The 20,421-nt window shown below is 71.2% G+C and carries 22 protein-coding genes; 2 read left to right on the top strand and 20 right to left on the bottom strand.

Translation table 11 applies throughout. The features are described 5' to 3' along the window. Nucleotides 1-43 precede the first annotated feature (43 nt). From ABT116_RS12660 to proS, 18 genes are all read right to left on the bottom strand, one after another. On the bottom strand, nt 44-601 hold the full coding sequence (locus ABT116_RS12660; protein WP_351631666.1) for a TetR/AcrR family transcriptional regulator: 558 nt from the start codon (nt 599-601) through the stop codon (nt 44-46). Nucleotides 602-694: 93 nt separating this feature from the next. Then, nucleotides 695-1,537 carry an RNA polymerase sigma factor WhiG gene (gene whiG, locus ABT116_RS12655; RefSeq protein ID WP_351631608.1) on the bottom strand — a complete coding sequence of 281 codons (843 nt, stop codon included), beginning with the start codon at nt 1,535-1,537 and terminating at the stop codon, nt 695-697. A gap of 272 nt (nt 1,538-1,809) precedes the next feature. Continuing rightward, the gene (gene dprA / locus ABT116_RS12650; protein WP_351631606.1) at nt 1,810-2,970 is read right to left on the bottom strand and encodes a DNA-processing protein DprA; all 1,161 of its coding nucleotides are present in this window, start codon (nt 2,968-2,970) and stop codon (nt 1,810-1,812) included. Next, nucleotides 2,967-4,592, bottom strand: coding sequence for a YifB family Mg chelatase-like AAA ATPase (locus tag ABT116_RS12645; protein ID WP_351631603.1), 1,626 nt, complete (start codon nt 4,590-4,592; stop codon nt 2,967-2,969). Before ABT116_RS12645 ends, dprA begins: the two co-directional genes overlap by 4 nt. Further along, complete coding sequence (locus ABT116_RS12640) at nt 4,593-4,994, bottom strand: YraN family protein (protein ID WP_351631600.1); 402 nt, start codon at nt 4,992-4,994, stop codon at nt 4,593-4,595. A gap of 58 nt (nt 4,995-5,052) precedes the next feature. After that, nucleotides 5,053-5,361, bottom strand: a complete 309-nt coding sequence (locus ABT116_RS12635; RefSeq protein WP_003993268.1) for a DUF2469 domain-containing protein — start codon at nt 5,359-5,361, stop codon at nt 5,053-5,055. Between the two features lie 56 nt (nt 5,362-5,417). Next, nucleotides 5,418-5,942, bottom strand: coding sequence for an NUDIX hydrolase (locus tag ABT116_RS12630; protein WP_351631597.1), 525 nt, complete (start codon nt 5,940-5,942; stop codon nt 5,418-5,420). Further along, nucleotides 5,932-6,714: a signal peptidase I gene (gene lepB / locus ABT116_RS12625; protein WP_351631595.1), complete on the bottom strand. Its 783-nt coding sequence runs from the start codon at nt 6,712-6,714 to the stop codon at nt 5,932-5,934. The genes ABT116_RS12630 and lepB (ABT116_RS12625) overlap by 11 nt, the downstream gene beginning before the upstream one ends. A 51-nt stretch (nt 6,715-6,765) precedes the next feature. After that, a complete protein-coding gene (lepB, locus tag ABT116_RS12620; protein WP_351631592.1) occupies nt 6,766-7,728 on the bottom strand; it encodes a signal peptidase I in 963 nt (320 codons plus the stop codon). Further along, nucleotides 7,616-8,710: a signal peptidase I gene (lepB, locus tag ABT116_RS12615; protein WP_351631589.1), complete on the bottom strand. Its 1,095-nt coding sequence runs from the start codon at nt 8,708-8,710 to the stop codon at nt 7,616-7,618. The genes lepB (ABT116_RS12620) and lepB (ABT116_RS12615) overlap by 113 nt, the downstream gene beginning before the upstream one ends. Beyond that, nucleotides 8,703-9,428, bottom strand: coding sequence for a signal peptidase I (gene lepB, locus ABT116_RS12610; RefSeq protein ID WP_351631586.1), 726 nt, complete (start codon nt 9,426-9,428; stop codon nt 8,703-8,705). The genes lepB (ABT116_RS12615) and lepB (ABT116_RS12610) overlap by 8 nt, the downstream gene beginning before the upstream one ends. A gap of 45 nt (nt 9,429-9,473) precedes the next feature. After that, the gene (gene rplS / locus ABT116_RS12605; RefSeq protein WP_351631584.1) at nt 9,474-9,824 is read right to left on the bottom strand and encodes a 50S ribosomal protein L19; all 351 of its coding nucleotides are present in this window, start codon (nt 9,822-9,824) and stop codon (nt 9,474-9,476) included. Between the two features lie 134 nt (nt 9,825-9,958). Continuing rightward, nucleotides 9,959-10,792, bottom strand: a complete 834-nt coding sequence (trmD, locus tag ABT116_RS12600; RefSeq protein ID WP_351631581.1) for a tRNA (guanosine(37)-N1)-methyltransferase TrmD — start codon at nt 10,790-10,792, stop codon at nt 9,959-9,961. Beyond that, a complete protein-coding gene (rimM, locus tag ABT116_RS12595) occupies nt 10,792-11,334 on the bottom strand; it encodes a ribosome maturation factor RimM (RefSeq protein ID WP_351631578.1) in 543 nt (180 codons plus the stop codon). The genes trmD and rimM overlap by 1 nt, the downstream gene beginning before the upstream one ends. Nucleotides 11,335-11,417: 83 nt before the next feature. After that, nucleotides 11,418-11,657, bottom strand: a complete 240-nt coding sequence (locus ABT116_RS12590; protein WP_003973401.1) for an RNA-binding protein — start codon at nt 11,655-11,657, stop codon at nt 11,418-11,420. A gap of 2 nt (nt 11,658-11,659) precedes the next feature. Then, nucleotides 11,660-12,079, bottom strand: a complete 420-nt coding sequence (gene rpsP / locus ABT116_RS12585; protein WP_033313156.1) for a 30S ribosomal protein S16 — start codon at nt 12,077-12,079, stop codon at nt 11,660-11,662. A 295-nt stretch (nt 12,080-12,374) separates the two neighbouring features. Next, nucleotides 12,375-12,977 carry a hypothetical protein gene (locus ABT116_RS12580; protein ID WP_104781425.1) on the bottom strand — a complete coding sequence of 201 codons (603 nt, stop codon included), beginning with the start codon at nt 12,975-12,977 and terminating at the stop codon, nt 12,375-12,377. 250 nt (nt 12,978-13,227) lie between these two features. Next, a complete protein-coding gene (gene proS / locus ABT116_RS12575) occupies nt 13,228-14,643 on the bottom strand; it encodes a proline--tRNA ligase (RefSeq protein WP_351631574.1) in 1,416 nt (471 codons plus the stop codon). A 199-nt stretch (nt 14,644-14,842) separates the two neighbouring features. Here proS and ABT116_RS12570 point away from each other — a divergent pair, with 199 nt between their 5' ends. Continuing rightward, a complete protein-coding gene (locus tag ABT116_RS12570) occupies nt 14,843-15,697 on the top strand; it encodes a methyltransferase domain-containing protein (protein WP_351631571.1) in 855 nt (284 codons plus the stop codon). 31 nt (nt 15,698-15,728) lie between these two features. Then, a complete protein-coding gene (locus ABT116_RS12565) occupies nt 15,729-16,304 on the top strand; it encodes a hypothetical protein (RefSeq protein ID WP_351631569.1) in 576 nt (191 codons plus the stop codon). Between the two features lie 78 nt (nt 16,305-16,382). Here the strand turns inward: ABT116_RS12565 and ffh are convergent, their stop codons facing one another. Together ffh and ABT116_RS12555 are read right to left on the bottom strand one after the other, a co-directional pair. Further along, nucleotides 16,383-17,933 (bottom strand): signal recognition particle protein, encoded by a 1,551-nt coding sequence (ffh, locus tag ABT116_RS12560; protein WP_351631566.1) that lies wholly within the window; start codon nt 17,931-17,933, stop codon nt 16,383-16,385. An 81-nt stretch (nt 17,934-18,014) separates the two neighbouring features. Further along, on the bottom strand, nt 18,015-20,421 hold a 2,407-nt coding region (locus tag ABT116_RS12555; protein WP_351631564.1), incomplete at its 5' end, for a [protein-PII] uridylyltransferase.

The raw sequence follows: 20,421 nt of genomic DNA, 5'->3' as shown, positions 1-20,421 counted from the left end.
ACGCGGCTCACACCCCGCAGCGCCCGCCCGCGCTCAGACGGGCTCAGCCCCGCACACCCCGCAGCGCCATGGACACCGCCGCATCCGCGATGGTCGCCGGCTCCTCCGCCGCCCCCAGTTCGATCCGGCGCACGGCCGCGTCCACCACTCCCTGCACCAGCATCGCCGCGAGCCGGGGCTGCTGGTGCCCCAGCTCGCCCAGCGCCTCGACGATCATCGCGACCAGCCCGCCGTGCGCCGCCCGGATCTTCTCCCGCGCCCCCGCGTCGAGTTCACTCGCGGAGATCGCGACCACGGCCCGGTGCCGCCGGTCCCCGACCAGCTCCAACTGCTGGCGCACATATGCCTCGACCTTGGCCTCGGCCGTCTCCGCCCGCTCCATCGCCGCCGACACGTCCGCCGCCCAGACCGGGAAATCGACCTCGCACAGCTCCTCGACCACGGCCGCCCGTGACCGGAAGTACTCGTAGACGGACGAGCGCGCGAGTCCCGTCCGCTCGGCGAGGGCCGGGAAGGTCAGCGCCTCCGTACCGCCCTCGGACAACAAGGAACGAGCCGCGTCCAGCAGGGCGGCTCGCTGCATCGACCGGTGCTCGGCCACGGAGGCCGCTCGAATCCTTGGCACGTCAACACTCTACGGACGCGTCCCGCCGTACGGGAGTGATTGACGCCGAACCGAGGACATCCGGCCTGGTCAGCGGCCGAAGCTCGCCAGCTTCGCTCTCAGTTGCAGCACCGACTTAGTGTGGATCTGGCTGACCCGGCTCTCGGTCACACCCAGCACGTTCCCGATCTCGGCCAGGGTGAGGCCCTCGTAGTAGTACAGCGTGACCACGGTCTTCTCCCGGTCCGGCAGTGTGTTGATCGCCCGTGCCAGGAATCTCCTCAGTTCCCGGTCCTCGGCGACCTCGACGGGGTTGTCGGCGGCGGTGTCCTCCAGCGTGTCCATGACGCTGAGCCCGTCGCCTCCCTCACCGCCCCCGTGCAGCAGCTCCTCCAGGGCCACCACGTTGGCCAGCGACAACTGGCTGAACACCGCATGCAGTTCCTCGACGGCGATGCCCATCTCGCAGGCCACCTCGCCCTCGGTCGGCGTCCGCCGCAGCCGCGCCTCCAGCGTGGCGTACGCCCGCTCCACGTTGCGCGCCTTCTGCCGCACCGAGCGGGGGATCCAGTCCAGCGCCCGCAGCTCGTCGATCATCGCGCCGCGGATCCGGGTGATCGCGTAGGTCTCGAACTTGATCTCCCGGTCGATGTCGAACTTCTCGATCGCGTCGATCAGCCCGAACACCCCGGACGAGACGAAGTCCGCCTGCTCCACGTTGGACGGCAGGCCCACGCTGACCCTTCCCGCCACGTACTTCACGAGCGGCGAGTAGTGCAGGATCAATTGCTCCCGCAGCCGCTCGTCCCCCGTCGCCTTGTACGACCGCCACAGCTCGTCGAGCGTCGAGGGAGCGGGCGGCCGCACGCTGCCACCGTCACGGGCGGCTGGGGGGATCGCCGCCCGGTCGGACCCGGAGGTGTGCTGGGGCATTCGTCGCCTTGTGCCGTTCTGCTGCGGAGTTGTGCTGCCGGGGTGAGCTGTCTGTCTGATGTCGAGTTGCCTGTCCGTGTCGGGATCCTCGCGAGCGTAGCGTGACTGCGGTGTCGCGGTGAGCGAAGTACAGAGGCCAGGGCGGGCGCAGATACGTTCCTCAGGACGCCCCCTCGGGGTGGCACGGTCGCTCGGTGTGATCACCACAGGGCCCCAACTGGGCGCATTTCCAAGGGATGTCGGGGTTCCCCCGGACGGCCGAACACAGCCCGTCAGCACGGCCCGCGAGCGTCGCGGACCGACATCACCGCCTGGCGTGTCAACTTCCAGCCGTCGCCGTGTCGTTCGACGTAACCGAGTGCTCGGAGTTCGTACAGTCTCGCGATCGCGTCGTCCGGTGCGGTCTGTGCGGAGCGCGCGATCTCGTTCGGCCCGGCCGCCCCGCGTCCCGGCAGGGCGTCGAGCACCTGCCGGGCGGCCGGCTCCAGCAGGTCCCGGGGCAGGACGGGGCCTCGCCGGTCGGGGGCCAGCTCTCCCATGCCACCGACCAGTTCCACGACGTCCGCGACGTCGGTGACCAGAACGGCCTCCCCGCGCAGCAGATGGTGCACCCCGGCGGAGAGGGCGCTGGTGGCCGGGCCCGGCACGCCCATCGTGTGCCGGCCGAGGCGCTGTGCCGCCCGCGCGGTGACCAGGGAGCCGCTGCGGTGGGCGGCCTCGACGACCACGGTGCCGCGGGTGAGCGCGGCGATCACTCTGTTCCGCAGGATGAACCGGCTCGGCGTCGGGTGATCCCCGGGTGGCAACTCTCCGATCACCAGTCCCTGTTCGGCGATTCTGCCGATCAGCTGGGTGTGGCCGCGGGGGTAGGGCCGGTCGACGCCGCAGGCGAGGACGGCGACGGTGGCGCCGCCGGCTCCGAGGGCTCCGCGATGGGCGGCACCGTCGACTCCGTAGGCACCGCCCGACACCACGACCCAGCCCCGCTCGGCGAGCCCGGCTGCGAGGGTGGCGGCCATGTGAGCCCCGTACTCGGTGCAGGCCCGGGCACCGACCACGGCGACCGACTTCAGCGCCCACATCCGCAGACCGGCCCGCCCGCGCACCCACATCCCAAGAGGCCGGGCGTCCCCGAGATCGTCGAGCTGTCCCGGCCATTCCGGGTCCCCGGGGGACACGAACCGCACGCCCGCGTCCCGGGCGGCCGCGAGATCCCGGTGTGGCCGGGCGGCCTCGGCCCTGGCCACCAGCCCGGCCCACCGCTTCCGGCTCGCCCCGGGCAGAGCGGCCCCGCCCTCCCCCAGCCGCCGCACCACTTCCCGGGCCCCGAACTCCCGCACCCACCGCCCACCGACCTCGTCCCCGGGCTCGATGACCCGAGTGAGAAGGACCCGGCAGAGCAGGTCGTCGTCCGGTTCGTCGACGATGCTCACGTCAGCGCCCCGATGGCCATGGGTACGCCGCGCGGTACACCGGTGCGCAGCTGGAGTGCGAGGGCGACGTCCATGGCGTCGGGCCGGTCATGACCGACGAGGTCGGCGACGGTCCAGGCCACGCGCAGGACGCGGTCGAGGCCGCGGGCGGTCAGAACGCCCCGTTCCAAGCTTCGCTCGGCCTCGTCCATCGCGCCGGGCACGGCGTACCAGCGGCTGCGCAGCTCACGGCCGGGCACCTCGCTGTTCGTGCACCAGGGGGTCCCGGCGAGGCGCTCCGCGGCCCGTTCCCGGGCTGCTCGCACCCGGCCGGCGACCGTCGCGGTCGATTCGCCCCGGGGGGCGGAAGCGGTCAGCTGGGAGCGGGTGACGCGATCCACCTCGACGCGCAGGTCGACCCGGTCGAGCAGCGGCCCGGACAGCCTGGCCTGATAGCGGCGGACGGCCGAGGGCGGGCACTCGCACAGGTCGTCCCGCAGCGAGAACCGGCCGCACGGACAGGGGTTGGCCGCGAGCACCATGAGGAACTTCGCCGGGAAGCGCACGACTCCCGCACTGCGAGCGATCACCACATGCCCTGCCTCCAGCGGCTGGCGCAGCGCGTCCAGGGCCTGGCTGTTGAATTCCGGTGTCTCGTCGAGAAACAGCACTCCGCGGTGGGACAGCGACACCGCTCCGGGCCGTGCGATGCCCGGGCCGCCGCCGACGAGTGCCTGCATCGTGGCGGAGTGGTGCGGAGCGCAGTAGGGCGCGACGTCGATCAGCGGCTTGCCCGGAGGCAGCAGGCCCGCGACCGAGTGGACCGCGGTGACCTCCAGCGACTCCTGCCGGCCGAGCCGGGGCAGGATGGCCGGCAGCCGCTCGGCGAGCATCGTCTTGCCGGCGCCGGGCGGCCCTTCGAGGAAGAGGTGGTGCCCACCCGCTGCGGCCACCTCCACGGCCGTGCGCGCCGAGGTCTGCCCGACGACGTCCGCCAGGTCGTGTCCATGGTCGTGCTGGGCCGCCCCGACGCTGTGCATGCCTGTGGCCGCGCCCGTGCCAGGCACCCGGAGGCCGGCGAGGAGCGGGTCCGGGCGGCCCAGCTCGTCCTGTTCCTCGTCGGGCACGGGTTCGTCGGCCAGGACAGCGATCAGCTGCCGCAGACTGCGCACGCCCAGGACCGACACCCCAGGCACGAGGGACGCCTCGGCGGCGGCACACTCCGGCACCACCACCTGCTCATACCCCGCCTCGGCCGCCGCCAGCACCGCCGGCAGCACCCCCCGGACCGGCCGCACCCGCCCGTCCAGCCCCAGTTCGCCGATCATCACGATGTCGGCCAGGACCCTCGGGTCGATGCGCTCCGCCGCGCCGAGGACCGCCGCCGCGACGGCCAGGTCGAAGCCACTGCCGGACTTCGGCACCGAGGCCGGGCTCAGGCCGACGGTGAGTTTCTTCTGGGGCCAGGCCGCGCCCGAGTTGACGACCGCGGCGCGCACCCGGTCCTTGCTCTCCGTGAGGCTCTTGTCGGGCAGCCCCACCAGCGTGAAGGCCGCGACGCCGGGCTCGAGGTCGGCCTGGACCTCGACGACCACTCCCTCGACGCCCACCAGCGCCACCGAACACGTTCGGGCGAATGCCATTCAGGCCACCCCCCGCACATGCTCGACCACGGCGGCACCGCGGGCCGGCAGCAGCACGCCGACCACGTCGATGCGGACCCCGCCGGGCGGTGCGCCCCCGTGTGTCTGGATCCACCGCTCGGCCAGACCCCGCAGCCGCTCCGCCTTCTGCGGGGTGACGGCCGCCATCGGGTGCTGGAAGGGACCCTCCCTGCGGGTCTTCACCTCGCAGACGACCAGGACGTCCCCGTCCCTGGCCACGATGTCGATCTCGCCGGTCCGGCCGGAGCGCCAGTTGCGCTCCAGGACCGTCAGACCGGCCTCGGCCAGCCGCCGTGCGGCCAGGCCCTCTCCGTACTTGCCCATGGCACTGCGTGCCAGATGTGCGGTCATGTCGGCACCACCTCCGGCGCCAACGATCACGCACCCGTCCCCAGGAAGTAGATCTTGGTGGGCAACTCAGCGATTGTGGATAACTCCGTCACCCACTCGGCAGCTCCAGATCGCTCTTGTTCAGCTCCTCGATGTTCACGTCCTTGAACGTGAGGACCCGCACCTGCTTCACGAACCGCGCCGGCCGGTACATGTCCCAGACCCAGGCATCCGCCATGGAGACCTCGAAGAACACCTCACCCTGGACCGAGTGCACCTGCATCTCGTAGTCGTTGGTGAGGTAGAAGCGTCGCTCGGTCTCGATCACGTATTTGAACAGACCGACGACATCGCGGTACTCCCGGTAGAGCTTCAGCTCCATCTCGGTCTCGTACTTCTCGAGGTCCTCGGCGCTCATGGCATGTTCCCCTTCAGCCGTGCGATCCCCCCATTGTGCGCCAGTCCTGTGAGCCCCTAGACGATTTCCGGGTCAAGGATCACTGGCCTGGCCGGGGGACCTTCGTCGAGCAGCGTGCGCAGCAGCCCGGCGAGTCTGGTCGGATACACCGTCTCATGTGCCCGGCTCAGTTCCGGACACGTCCACCAGCGCGCTCCGGCGACACTGCGCCGCTCCAGCTCGGTCAGCCCGGTGGCGGCCACCGTCGTGCGGTCCGTACGCGCCAGGTAGTACCACTCGTCCTGGTCCCAGCGGCGGCCCGCGAAGGGGAAGGAGCACTTCCGCCGCCACAGCACCGGGCCGAGCTCGACCTCGGTGATGCCCGTCTCCTCGGCGAGTTCCCGCAGAGCGGCCTGTTCACGGGTCTCCTCGCCCTCCACCCCGCCACCGGGGGTGAACCACCAGTCGTCGGCCGGGTCGTCCGGCTCGTGCCCGTGCAGCAGCAGGATGCGGTCCTGCGGGTCGAGCAGCACGACCCGGGCGACCTTGCGCAACCCGCCCTCGTAGGTGTCCTGGCCCGCTCCCACGGCCTCAGCGGACACCTGCGGGCTCCGCGGCGCTCTCCCGTCGGGCCCGGGCGGCCCCCGTGCGCTTGGCGACGGGTCCGTAGGCGCCTCCGCCCAGGACGAGCACGGCGCCGGCGATCACGAGGAAGGTGATCGTCCGCAGCGGGCCGGGTGAGGAGAGGGTGCTGAGCGCCTCGAAGCCGGTGGGGCGCTGCAGCATGCCCTTCATGGGCCAGACGACGGCGTCGACGCGGGCGTCCACGGCGGAGCGTGCCACCGTGCCGCTGGCGGCGTCGGTCAGGTGGGCGGTGGAGTCCACGGAGTTGCCGCGCTCGTCGCCGAGCAGGAAGAGGCGGCCCTTGGGGACGGTCACGGTAGGGAAGTTGCTCATCTCGGCCGGTGTGCCCTTGGGCAGGTACGTTTCGTCGATCTCCTTGCCGTTGACCTTCAGCCTGCCGTCCTGGCAACAGGAGACCGTGTCGCCGCCGACGGCGACCACGCGCTTGACCATCGGCGCGTTGGCCCAGGTCGCGTCCTTGAAGACGACGACGTCACCGCGGCGCACGTCGCCGCCGTCGACGCGCTGCGCCAGTATCCGGTCGCCCGCGTCGATCGTCGGGGTCATCGAACTGGTGGGCACGGTGTACGGCCGGTAGACCACCGCTCCCCAGGCGAACCCGCCGAGAAACAGCACAAGGCCCAGTGCGACGGCCAGCCCGGACAACCGCTGTCCGGTCCGGCTGCCCACCGGGCCCGTCCCTGAGCCGCCGCTGCGCGGGGCCGTGTGCGTCATGCTCTCGCCACCCATGGGTCCGCACCCTACCCGGGGGTACCGGCCGGGGTCAGCCCATGGTCGGGATCACTGCTTCCGGCGACGCCAGAGCACCACCGGCACCACGCCGAGGAGCGCGATCCCCTGCGGCGCGACCGTCAGGCCTGCGGCGGCCGGCTGGGCGTTCAGCCCGGGCTGGTCGAAGGTGTCCGGGACCGGCAGGGTGGCCCAGCGGGTGACCGGCCAGGCGACGACGACGGCGCGTCCGACGACGTCCTTCACCGGGACCATGCCGTGGTTCTTGTCGGACTGGTTGTAGCGGGAGTCCCGCGAGTTCTGCCGGTGGTCGCCCATGACCCAGATGTAGCCCTGGGGGACCTTGACCTTGAACTGGCCGCCCTGGTCGTCGACGCTGCACGGCGTGTTGCCGGCGTAGACGTAGTCCTGCTCGTTCAGCGCCTTGCCGTTGACCGTGAGCGGGCCGGTGTTCTTGCACTCGATGGTGTCGCCGCCGACGCCGATGACGCGCTTGATGAGGTCCTTCTCCTCCGCGGACGGCATCAGGCCGATCCAGCTGAGGAAGGTCTGCAGGGCGTTCGGGTCCGTGGTCGGCTCGCCGGCCAGCCAGTTGTCCGGGTCGTGGAAGACGACGACCTCGCCGCGCTCGGGCTCGGAGCCGAACCAGGGGGTGAGCTTGTCGACCAGGACGCGGTCGCCCTGCTGGAGGGTGTTCTGCATCGAGTCGGAGGGGATGGAGAACGCCTGCACCAGGAAGGTCTTGATCAGCAGCGCCAGCACCAGCGCGATACCGATCAGGATGGGCAGCTCCTTCCAGAAGGAGCGCGGCTTCTTCGGTGTCCTGGCCGTACCACCCGGTCCCTGGCCCTCGGCTGTCGTGTGCTCGCCCGTCACCCTGCCGTCCTCGGCTGCCCCGGAGTCACTCCCGGAGGTCACGGCGCTGTCCGCGGCCGGGACGGCGGATTCCGCAGGGCGTCCGCGGTGCTCCTCGCCGTCGTGTCCGGACCGTGCGCCAACCGCCACATCCCCCACGCCAACTCCTCACTCTGTGCCGCCGCCTGCCCCATACGCGGCGCAGGCCCACCACTCCCATAACGAGCGGGAGTTCCGCAGGGGTCGGGAGCTGGATCGTTCCGTTCGGATCGTAGGAGGCAACCCTATGCGACAGTTCGGGAGCGGCGGTCGACCCGGTGGCCGAGTCGGACACGGTGGCGTACGTATTCGGCTCCTCCAGCATGTTCCAGTGCCCGAAGGGCCAGGCGATGACCATCGCACGGCCCACGACCTCGTCCAGGGAGACCGTGCCCCCGTAGTCGGTGTCCTGGTGGGCGCGGGAGTCCGCGGAGTTGTTCCGGTGGTCGCCCATCACCCACAGCCGTCCCTGAGGGACCGTGATGTCGAACGGCGTGTCGGAGGGGGCGGCGCCGGGGTACAGGTAGTCCTCGTTCAGCGGGACGCCGTTGACGGTCACCCGCCCTTGTGTGTCGCAGCACTTGACGCGGTCGCCGCCGACGCCGACGACCCGCTTGATGAGGTCCTTCTCGTTCTCGGACGGCAGCAGGCCGATGAAGGTGAGCCCTTCCTTCACCTGCTTGATGACGACGGGGTCGGACTTCTGCGTGGTGGGCTGCTCGTCCTGGAGCCAGCCGCCGGGGTCCTTGAAGACGACGACGTCGCCGCGCTGCGGCTCCGAGCCGAACCACGGGGTGAGTTTGTCGACCAGGACGCGGTCGCCGATCTGGATCGTCTGCTCCATGGAGCCGGACGGGATGACGAAGGCCTGGACGAGGAACGTCTTCAACACGAGCGCTATCAGGACCGCCACGCCCACGAGGAGCGGTATCTCCTTCACGGCGCCGCGCCTGCGGCGCCGCTTGACCTTGCGCTGGAGCTTGCGGCGCTCGGCCCGCGTACGGCCGCTGGAGGCGGCGCCGGCGGCGCGCCGGGCCCCGGTGGGCAGCAGGTTCTCCGCGGGGCCCGCAGGGACGCCACGCGGTTTGCCGCGGTTACCCATGGGCGCCCGCCCTGCCGGCGTCGGGCACGCGCGCGTAGGCGTCGGGCCGGTGCAGCCGGGTGGCGTGACCGAACGGCCAGACGATCCAGTCGGCGCGGCCGATCACGTCGTCGACGGGGATCATGCCGCCGCCCGGCGAGCCGAGGTGGTCGCGGGAGTCGCTGGAGTCGCTGCGGTGGTCGCCGAGGACGAACAGGGTGCCGCCGGGGACGACGACGTCGAAGGGCACCGCGGACGGGCTGTCGCCGGGATGCAGGAAACCCGACTCGTCGACCGGCCGGCCGTTCACCTGGATCCTCCCCTCCCTGTCGCAGCAGACCACGCGGTCTCCCCCCACACCGACAACGCGTTTGATGTAGTCCGCGTGCCCGAAGTACCCGGTCCCGTCGAACACGACGATGTCTCCCCGCTGCGGCACGGCACCGAAACGGTACGCCAACTTATTTACGAGAACCCGGTCCCCGATCCTCAATCCCGGCTCCATCGATCCGCTGGGGATCTGGAACGGCCGCAGCACGAACGTGCTGAGCAACAGGAGGAACACCAGGCAGACCAGCAGCGTGAGGGTGATCCGGCCGCCCGGGACCCAGGAGCTGACACGCGCCACCAACGCGAAACGCGACCGGTCCTCCGGCCCTGCGGGTTCCGAGGTGGTCGTCTCGGAGCCGGAAGGGCGGGAGGAGCGGTCGCGCTCCGTGGGCTGTGCTTCGGTGTCCATCGGAGCCAGATGCTATCCGGCCCCGACGCGAACCCCGGAGAGCGCTCAGCTCTCGCGCTTCTCCTTGATCTTCGCGGCCTTGCCGCGCAGCTCGCGCAGGTAGTACAGCTTGGCGCGGCGGACGTCACCCTTGGTGACGAGCTCGATCTTCTCCACGATCGGGGTGTGCACCGGGAAGGTGCGCTCGACGCCGACGGAGAAGGAGACCTTGCGGACCGTGAAGGTCTCGCGCACGCCGGCGCCCTGGCGGCGGATCACAACGCCCTTGAACTGCTGCACACGGGAGCGGTTGCCCTCGATGACGCGGACGTGGACGTTGACGGTGTCGCCCGGGCGGAAGGCGGGGACGTGGCGGCGCCGCGACGCGGAGTCGACGGTGTCGAGCAGGTGAGACATTTCGTCTGCTTTCCTCGCTGATGCCACAGGTCATCAACGGAAACTAGGTTTCGGGACCAGGGGTGTGCGGGTCGGGGCGGACGTCGTCTCCCCCTGTGGCAGGGGCGCACGCCGGACGGACGCACAACAGCTGGCTATTCTTCCACGCCGTCGGTCCTGCGCCAAAATCGGCCGTACGGCTCCCCCGCCGGGTCGGGCGCCCAGCCCAGGATGGAGAGCATCTCGCGGTCCTTCTTGTCGAAGGCCTTGGGGTCGCAGCGCTCGATGAGGTCGGGCCGGTGGGCGGTGGTGCGCTTGAGGGCCTCGTCGCGGCGCCAGCGGGCGATCTTCCCGTGGTGGCCGCTGAGCAGCACGTCGGGGATGTCCCGGCCGCGCCACTCGGGGGGCTTGGTGTAGACGGGCCCTTCGAGCAGGTTCGCCATGGCGCCGGGCGCGAAGGAGTCGTCCCGGTGGGACTCGGCGTTGCCCAGGACGCCGGGCAGCAGTCGCGCCACGGCCTCCGTGACGACGAGGACGGCCGCCTCACCGCCGGCCAGGACGTAGTCGCCGATGGACACCTCGTACACCGGCATCCGTGTCGCGTACTCGTCGACGACGCGGCGGTCGATGCCCTCGTAGCGGGCCGGGGTGAAGATCAGCCAGGGGCGCTCGGAGAGGTGGACGGCGAGTTCCTGGGTGAAGGGGCGGCCGCTGGGCGTGGGCACGATGAGGGCGGGCGCCCGGGACCCCGTCTCGTAGCCGTCGGCCAGGACGGAGTCCAGTGCGTCTCCCCACGGCCCGGTCTTCATGACCATGCCCGGGCCGCCGCCGTACGGGGTGTCGTCGACCGTGTTGTGACGGTCGTAGGTCCAGGAACGCAGGTCGTGGACGTGCACGTCGAGCTGTCCACGCGCGCGTGCCTTGCCGACGAGGGAGACGTTCAGCGGTTCCAGGTACTCGGGGAAGATCGTGACGACGTCGAGGCGCATTACGACTCTTCCCGGCTGGATGCGATCTCGGCGCGGTCGTCGATGAGGCCGGGCGGCGGGGTGATGACGGCCTTCTGCTCCTCGAGGTCGATCTCGGCGACGATCTCCTCGACGAAGGGGATCATCACCTCGCTGCCGTCGGGACGCTCCACGATGAACAGGTCCTGGGTGGGCAGGTGCGAGATCTCCGTGATCCGGCCGACCTCGGTGCCGTCCGCGGTGACCACGTCGAGGTCGATGAGCTGATGGTCGTAGTACTCGTCCTCGCCCTCGGGCAGTTCCTCCGGGTCGACCTCGGCGATCAGGAGGGTGTTGCGCAGGGCTTCGGCGCCGGTGCGGTCGCTGACGCCCTCGAAGCGCAGCAGGAGACGGCCGCTGTGGACGCGGCCCGTCTCGATGGTTAGCGGTCCCGCGGATGCGGGATCGGTGGTGAGTACGGCACCGGGGCCGAGCCTCAGCTCCGGCTCGTCGGTCCGCACCTCGACGGTGACCTCACCCTTGATGCCATGGGCACGGCCGATCCGTGCGACTACCAGCTGCACGTGTCCATTCTCCTGTCATACGACTGCGGGCCGGGGACGGCCCAGTGGCCCTCCCCGGCCCGAGCCGGTGTGCTGCGAAAGCGTCAGCGGACGTGGTCCACATCGACGAGGTCGACGCGGACGCCGCGACCGCCGATGGCGCCCACGACGGTACGCAGGGCGCGTGCGGTGCGGCCGTTGCGGCCGATCACCTTGCCGAGGTCGTCCGGGTGGACCCGGACCTCGAGCACGCGACCGCGGCGCAGGTTGCGCGAGGCGACCTGCACATCGTCAGGGTTGTCGACGATGCCCTTCACGAGGTGCTCGAGAGCCTCCTCGAGCATGCTCAGGCCTCGGTCGAAGCGGACTCAGCGGCGGCCTCGTCCTTCTTCTCAGCCTTCTTCTTCTGGGTGATCGCCTCACCCTTGCCCTCGTCCTCGCCACCGATGGCCTCGAACGACGGGCGCGCGGCCTTCTCGGGCTGCGTCAGCAGCGGAGCCGGGGCGGGCTCGCCCTTGAACTTCTGCCAGTCGCCGGTCTTCTTGAGGATGGCCATCACGGGCTCGGTCGGCTGGGCGCCGACACCGAGCCAGTACGCCACGCGCTCGGCGTCGACCTCGATCACCGACGGGTTGTACGTCGGGTGGTACTTGCCGATCTCCTCGATGGCCCGGCCGTCACGGCGGGTACGGGAGTCGGCGACGACGATGCGGTAGTGAGGCGAACGGATCTTGCCCAGACGCTTCAGCTTGATCTTGACTGCCACGGGAGTGGGTTCTCCTGGTTTTGACGTGGTTGGGCACGGCGGAAATGCCGCGTGGGGTTGCGGTACCCGAGTGCCCGATGGACGCGTCAGCCGGAGGCGAGAGGGTTCCTGTGCGGCTGTCGAGTACAGCTAGCCATTGTGCCACACCCGGCGGGTCGCTCCGGGCCGGGGGCCGGATCCGCTGCGCGGGCATGCCGACGGCGCACCCGGCGTGGGAGATGCTGCACGTCCGGGTGCGCCATCGGCCCGAGCCCTGCGCCGAAGACCGGCAGCCACGAGATGCCGGTGCAGGGCGTCAGCTCGCTACCGCTCCCACGATGTCCGGGATCCGGAACGGCTTGCCGCAGCCGCCGCAGACGATCGGGGCCTGGGCGAGGACGGACGGGACGACCCGGACGTTGCGGCCGCAGTCGCAGACCGCCTTGACGCGTACCCCGCCGCCCGAGGATCCGTGCCGGGCGGCCGGGCCCCGGAAGGTGCGGGACGTGTCGGAGGAGGTCGCGGCGGTGTGGGCCTTCAGGGCGCGCTGGAGGCGCTCCATCGTCGGGCGGTAGCGGCGCTTCGCCTCGGGGGTGAGCGTGACCAGGGAGAATCCGCTGCTGGGATGCGGTTCCTCGGGGTGGTCCAGGCCCAGCTCCTCGGCGATCGCGAGGAATCTGCGGTTGTGGTAGCGGCCGGCACGGGAGGTGTCGCGGACGCCGCGGGAGGCGGCGATGCCATGGACTGCCTCATGGAGCAGTCGCTCGAAGGAGAGCTCGTGACCGCACGCGGACGACGACTCCCCGATCAGGGACTCTGGCGCGGCAAGGTCGGGCAGCTCGGGGTGGTACCGCTGAATATCGGCCCACGCCTGTGCCAGCTCTGCGGCGAGTACAGGTGGTGTCTGTGTCGTGCTCACGTAATGACAACGAGCCGGGGTGCCCCAGTGTTCCGATTCCGGGCCATCCCAAATAATTTGCACGTACCCGTCAGTTGCCTCTGATGCGTCCTGACGAGGGCGGGTGCGCCGATCTGTGGAGAAGCCTCACAGCTCACCACAAGGTGGTGCGTAGTCCCGCGTACGCCCCGGCGCGTATGTAAACCGCGCGCGCCGGGGTGCCAGGGGTCCGCGGGTACGCAAGAGGCGTTTCGGCCGCCTTGCGCCTCACTCAGTAAGCGCGTGCGACGACCGCGACGTTACCGGGTGCGTCGTCGGCGTCCGGCACCGACCCGTCCTCGGCGACCAGACACCGTACGGTCACCGCGTGATCGGCGAGCTTGGCCTCGCCCTCCTCGCCGAGCGCGGCCCAGGGGATGCGCGCCCAGCCGCCGGTGGTGGCCGCCTCGACGGCCTCCTCGAACGTGGAGACCTCTGTCGTACGGGACTCGCGGCGCTCGCGGGACTGCCGGAGCAGCGTCGCCTGGTCGTTCTCGAGGATCTCGGGGAGCAGCCCGGCGAGATCGTCCAGTGCCACCGCCTCCTTGCCGCCCGGGATGCGGCGGGCCAGCATCGCGGTGCCGTTCTCCAGGTCGCGCGGGCCGATCTCGATCCGGACCGGCACGCCCTTGAGCTCCCAGTCGACCGCACGACGGCCGAAGGGGGTGTCGGTGCGGTCGTCGACGTGGACGCGGACACCGGCCGCCTTCAGCCGGTCGCCGACCTCACGGACCTTGGCCAGAACCGCCTCGTCGCCCTTGATCGCGAGCACGACGGCCTGGATCTGTGCCAGCCGCGGCGGGACGCGCAGGCCGTTGTCGTCGCCGTGCATCATCACCAGGGCGCCGATCATGCGGGTGGTGGAACCCCAGGAGGTCTGCCAGACCAGCTCCTGCCGGCCTTCCCTGGAGAGGTACTGCGTAGTGAAGGCCTTCGCGAAGTTCTGGCCCAGTTCGTGGCTCGTGGCCATCTGCAGGGCCTTGCCGTCGCCCATCATGCCTTCGAGGGTGAGGGTGTTGATCGCGCCGGCGAACCGCTCCCTGACGGTCTTGCGGCCGGGGACGACGTCCATCGCGAGGACGTTCAGCATGAAGTCCTCGTAGACCCGCCGGTGGATGTGCGCGGCGAAGTCACGCGCCTCCTCGTGCGTGGCGTGCGCGGTGTGGCCCTCCTGCCAGAGGAACTCGGAGGTCCGCAGGAACAGGCGGGGCCGCAGTTCCCAGCGCACGACGTTCGCCCACTGGTTGATGAGCAGCGGCAGGTCGCGGTAGCTCTGCACCCACTTCGAGAAGTACTCGTTGATGATCATCTCGGAGGTGGGACGGACCACGGCCGGCTCTTCGAGCTCTTTGCCGCCGCCGTGGGTGACGACGGCCAGCTCGGGCGCGAAGCCCTCGACGTGGTCGGCCTCCCGGGCCAGGTACGACTCGGGGATCAGCAGGGGGAAGTACGCGTTCTGGGTGCCCGTCTCCTTGATGCGGGCGTCCATCTCCGCCTGCATCCGCTCCCACAGCCCGTACCCGTACGGTCGGATGACCATGGTGCCGCGTACCGGCCCGTTGTCGGCGAGTTCCGCTTTGGTGATCAAGTCCTGGTACCAGCGCGGGAAATCGACCGCCCGGGGGGTGAGAACAGGTGCCTTCGCCATGGCGAGATGCTACGGGCCCACGTTGCCGGAATGTGAAATCTCGCCATAGGCACATGACAACTCACAAGCCCTGCCGCATTCCACTGGACGACGGGTCGAGGGGGGAGTTTCCTGGCATACGGGGGTAGTGCGAGCGCACTGTCACGGGGGCCATGGAATCGGGCAAGAGGCAACTCTCGGCGGATTGGGGCGCTTACTTATGACACCTACGCTCGTGCGGCAGCACCTGCCTCACGCGGGGGCCGCACCCCGCGTGGACCTGCGTGCACGCGCGCGTGACTGGTCCGAGATCCAGGAGCGGATGCTCGTACCGCTCTACGAGGCCGTCTACGAGCGACTGGACGTGGGTCCCACGACGCGGCTGCTCGGCCTCGGCTGCGGTTCCGGGCTCTCCCTGCTGATGGCCGCCGCCCGGGGAGCGGCGGTCACCGGTGTCGACGCTTCCCCCGAAAGAATGGCCCTGGCGCGGGAGCGGCTGCTTCCCGAGGCGTCGGGCAGGCCGGCGCGTCCGGGGGCGCGGCTGGTCGACGGCTCGCCCCGGGACACCGCGGAGCCGGGCGCGCCCGGCTACACCCTGGTGACCGCCTTCGAGCCGATCGGGTGCCTGGCGGGCGACTCGGAGGGGCTGGCCGGAGTGCTCGCGGAGGCGACGCCGCTCGCCCGGCGCGGTGCGGCCGTGGTGCTGGCGGGCTGGGGTCCGCCGGAGCGCTGCGCCACGGCGTCCGTGATGCGGGTGGCCACGAAGTTGGCCGAGCCGCTACGCACCTCGGGCAGCTGGCGCCCCGCCTGCCGCGACGACCTGGAGGACGTCGCCCACCGGGCCGGGCTCAGGCCGGACGGCTCGGGGCGGGTGGCGTGCCCCTTCGGCTACGCCGACGTGGACAGCGCGGTACGCGGCCTGAAATCGACGGGTCTGTTCGACGCGGCGATGACGGCGACGGACCAGGTGCAGGTCGACAAGGAACTGACCGAGGCCCTGCATCCGCACCAGCGGCAGGACGGGACGGTGTGGATGCCGAACGTGTTCCGGTACCTGATCGCCCGGACTCCCTGACGAACGATTTTCCGATGCAGGTGTGAATGGTGTGAAGAAGGCACCATGGGCTGCTTCTCTGACGCTCACCGCCTGCGGGGGCGGCGACGACACCGCCGACGCGAAGAGCACGGCCACCGCCCAGGCCAAGGCCTCGCCGTCGCCGTCGCCTGCCTCCGGCGGCGAGATGGGGGCCGGCGAGAGCGCCACGGGCAAGGTCGCGGAGGACCCGGGCGAGGTCACCTACGAGGTCCTGGCGCAGAAGGTCGAGGTGGGCACCGAGGCCGAGGCGGCGAAGGCCGTCTCCGAGCCGGACAAGGTCAAGGGCAAGGTCCTGGCCGTCGCGCACGTGAAGTACACGCACAAGAGCGGGCCCGCCCTCACCGACGGCTCCGACGTGCACGACGGCACAACGGTCTTCGCCGACGGACAGCGCGGCTCGGTCCTCATCGGCGCGCCCGAGGACGGCGCCGGCTGCGAGGACCCGTACGACGTCGAGAGCTGGAAGCAGGGCGAGAGCCATGTCTTCTGCGAGACGTACGTGGTCCCGGCGAACGCCAAGAGCGTCGAGGTCCACTGGTCCGAGGAGGACGGCGAGCCCTACGTCTGGAAGTTCCCGAACGGCTGACCGGCGAAGCACCGGCACACCACTGAGGGCGCCCCCTCCAGGAGAAGGGGGCGCCCTCAGTGTCGTTCGGACGGGCCGTCAGCCCATGAACTTCTTGAACTCGTCGGGGAGTTCGAAGTCCTTGCCGCCCTGCTGCGGCAGCCCGAAGGCGCTGCCTCCCTCGGCCGCGGCGGCCCGGCGGGCGGCCTCCTCCTGCTCCTGCTGCTTGCGCTTCATCGGGTTGCCGGAGCGCTGCTTGCCCTTGGCCTGCTTCTGCTTCTTCTTCGTCCGGCCGGGGCCACCGCCCATGCCGGGCATCCCCGGCATCCCGGGCATGCCGCCGCCCTGGGCCATCCTGGACATCATCTTGCGGGCCTCGAAGAACCGCTCGACCAGGTTCTTGACCGCGCTGACCTCGACACCGGAGCCCTTGGCGATACGGGCGCGGCGCGAGCCGTTGATGATCGTCGGCTCCTGGCGCTCGGCCGGGGTCATCGACTTGATGATGGCGGCCGTGCGGTCGACGTCCCGCTCGTCGAGGTTGTTGATCTGGTCCTTCATCTGGCCCATGCCCGGCAGCATGCCGAGCAGCTTGGAGATGGAGCCCATCTTGCGGACCTGCTCCATCTGGGCCAGGAAGTCGTCCAGGGTGAAGTCCTGGCCCTTCTTGGACGCCAGCTTGGAGGCCATCTTCTCGGCCTCTTCCTGGCTGAACGTCTTCTCCGCCTGCTCGATCAGGGTGAGCAGGTCACCCATGTCGAGGATGCGGGAGGCCATCCGGTCAGGGTGGAAGGCGTCGAAGTCGTCGAGCTTCTCGCCGTTGGAGGCGAACATGATCGGCTTGCCGGTGATCTGCCGGATCGACAGGGCCGCACCACCGCGGGCGTCACCGTCGAGCTTGGAGAGCACCACGCCGTCGAATCCCACGCCGTCGCGGAAGGCCTCGGCGGTGTTGACCGCGTCCTGGCCGATCATCGCGTCGACGACGAACAGGATCTCGTCCGGGGAGACGGCGTCGCGGATGTCCGCGGCCTGCTGCATCATCTCCTGGTCGATGCCGAGGCGGCCGGCGGTGTCCACGATCACGATGTCGTGAACCTTGGACTTGGCGTGCTCGATGGAGTCCTTGGCCACCTTGACCGGGTCACCGACGCCGTTGCCCGGCTCCGGCGCGTAGACGCTGACGCCCGCGCGGTCGGCGACGACGCTCAGCTGGTTCACGGCGTTGGGGCGCTGGAGGTCACAGGCGACCAGCAGCGGCGAGTGGCCCTGCTCCTTCAGCCAGCGGCCGAGCTTGCCCGCGAGGGTGGTCTTACCGGCACCCTGCAGACCCGCCAGCATGATCACGGTGGGCGGCTGCTTGGCGAAGCGCAGACGCCGGGTCTCGCCGCCGAGGATGGTGACCAGTTCCTCGTTGACGATCTTGAGGACCTGCTGGGCGGGGTTCAGCGCCTTGCTGACCTCGGCGCCGAGGGCGCGCTCCTTGACGTTCTTGATGAACGCCCGGACGACGGGAAGCGCCACGTCCGCCTCGAGCAGCGCGATCCGGATCTCGCGCGCCGTGGCGTCGATGTCCGCCTCGGAGAGCCGTCCCTTGCCGCGCAGGTTCTTGAAGGTCGCTGAGAGGCGATCGGAAAGAGTATCGAACACGGCGCTCGCGGTCCTCGGGGTCGGTGGCTACAGGGAATCGCCCTCCAGGGTATCCCGGCGCGACAAGTCGCCGGGTCGGCCTCACCCCCGCAGTGTCTCCTCCAGCTTCCGCGCCACCGCCGCCGCCTCGTCCCCTGGCAGCGGCGCGCCCTCCGGCCCGGTCACGTAGAAGGCGTCGACGGCGTTGGCGCCGAGGGTCGAGGCGTGGGCGCTGCGCACCTGCACGTTCGCGTCCTCCAGGGCGCGGCCGATGCGGAACAGCAGGCCCGGCGCGTCCTGGGAACGGACCTCGATCACCGTGGCCAGCCGGGAGGCGGCCGGGTGGACCGAAACCCGGGCCGCGGGGGCGATGACGCCCCGGCGACGCGGATAGGCCGCGTCCCGCTCGGCGAGGCGGCCGGCGATGTCCAGGGAGCCGTCCAGGGCCCGGACGAGGTCCGAGCGCAGACGGGCGGCCTGCGGCAGCGAGCCGTACTCGGCGGCGACCCGCCAGTCCAGCAGCAGGACGGAACCGTCCACGCCGTCCGGCAGGTGCAAGGAGCGCAGCTCGGCGGTGCGTACGGTCAGCCGGTGCATGGCGAGGACGCCGGCCACCGCGGGCAGCACCCCGGGCTGATCGGGTACGGCGATGAGCAGCTCCACGCCGAGCGGCTCGGGGTCGCCGGACGGCTCCTGCCCGGCGGGCGGCTCGGTCTGGGCCCGCAGCGAGAGCACCGGGCTGCCCGTCGCCGCCGCCTCCAGGGCGAGCCGCTCCTGCTCGGCGGTCGGCGCGGCCTCCTCGGGGTCGTCCGGGGCGTCGCCGGCGAGCACCGCCGAGACCCGTTTGACCAGGTCGGCGACGAGCGAGCCGCGCCAGGACGACCAGGCGGCCGGGCCCGTGGCGAGGGCATCGGCCTCGGTGAGCGCGTGCAGCAGCTCCAGGGTGCCCTCGGAGCCGGCGGCCTCGGCGACGGAGCGCACGGTGGCCGGGTCCTCCAGGTCGCGCCGGGTCGCGGTGTCGATGAGCGTGAGGTGATGCCGTACGAGGGTGGCGATGACGGTCACGTCGTGGCGGTCGAAGCCGATCCGGGTGGCCACGTCCTTGGCGATGATCTCGCCCGCCACGGAGTGGTCGCCGGGCCAGCCCTTGCCGATGTCGTGCAGCAGCGCGGCGACCAGCAGCAGGTCGGGGCGGCTGACCCGGCGGGTGAACTCGGAGGCGCGCACCGCGGTCTCGATGAGGTGCCGGTCGACGGTCCACAGGTGCACGGCGTTGCGCTGCGGGCGGCAGCGGACCCGCTCCCAGTCGGGCAGCAGCCGGGTGATCAGCCCCTCGGCCTCCAGCGCCTCCCACACCTCGATGGTGGGGCGGCCGGAGCCGAGCAGGGTGACGAGCTGTTCGCGGGCCTCGGCGGGCCAGGGCGTGGGCAGCGGACGCACGGTGGCCGCCAGGCGCCGTACGGCGTGCAGCGAGAGCGGGAGGCCGGCCTGCGCGGCGGCGGCCGCGGCGCGCAGCGGCAGCACGGGGTCGCGTTCGGGGCGCGCGGCGCGGGCGAGCACCACCTCGCCGTCCTGCTCCACCACTCCCTCGGCCAGCGGGGACCGCTCGGTGGTCGGCTTCCCGCCGCCCAGCATGGCGCGCAGCCGGGGTCGCACGGCGCGTGACCGCAGTACGCGCCCCACTTCGCGCCAGGTGACGTCGCTGGCGTACGAGATGACCCGGGCCGCCTCGTACACCTGCCGCAACAGGGTGTCCGCGTCGAGCAGGCCGAGCTCGGCGGCCACCTGGTCCTGCTCCTGGAGGGCGAGCCGGTCGGTGGCGCGCCCGGTGGCGAGGTGCAGGGCGTCCCGGACGTCGAGCAGGCGGCGCCGGGCGTCGGCGAGGCCCTCGCGCGGGGCGTCGGCGAGCCAGGAGGCGGCGACGGCCCGCAGGGCGGTGGCGTCGCGCAGCCCGCCGCGGGCCTCCTTCAGGTCGGGTTCCAACAGGTACTGCAGCTCGCCTTGGCGCTCGGCGCGCTCGGCGCACAGTTCCTGGAGTTCGGGCAGGCGTTTGGGGGCCTGGTTGCGCCAGTCGGCCAGGACAGCCGTGCGCAGCGAGGCGGTGAGGCCGAGGTCACCGGCGATGTGCCGGGCGTCCAGCAGTCCGAGCTGCACCTTGAGGTCCTCGCCGGCGGTCTTGCGGGCCTCGGCGGGTGTGCGGACGGAGTGGTCGAGGTCCAGGCCCAGGTCCCAGACGGGGTACCAGAGCCGGTCGGCGAGGGCGGCGACGGCCTTGGTGTCACTGCCGTCGTGCAGCAGGAGCAGGTCGAGGTCGCTGCGCGGGGACAGCTCGCCGCGCCCGTAGCCGCCGACGGCGACGAGAGAGGCACCGCGCAGTCCCTCGGCGCCCGCCGCGAACAGGCCGGTGAGCCAGTCGTCGGTCAGTTCGGCCAGGGCCGCACGGCGCGGCGGCCCGGACCGCGCCTCCTCGGTGAGGAGACGCAGCCGGGCCGCCGCGTAGCCGCTGGGT

This window comes from Streptomyces sp. NPDC002130 (assembly GCF_040296465.1).
Taxonomy (GTDB): Bacteria; Actinomycetota; Actinomycetes; order Streptomycetales; family Streptomycetaceae; genus Streptomyces.
The sequence above is the reverse complement of the archived record's forward strand: the minus strand, read 5'-3'. Positions and strand labels throughout refer to the sequence as shown.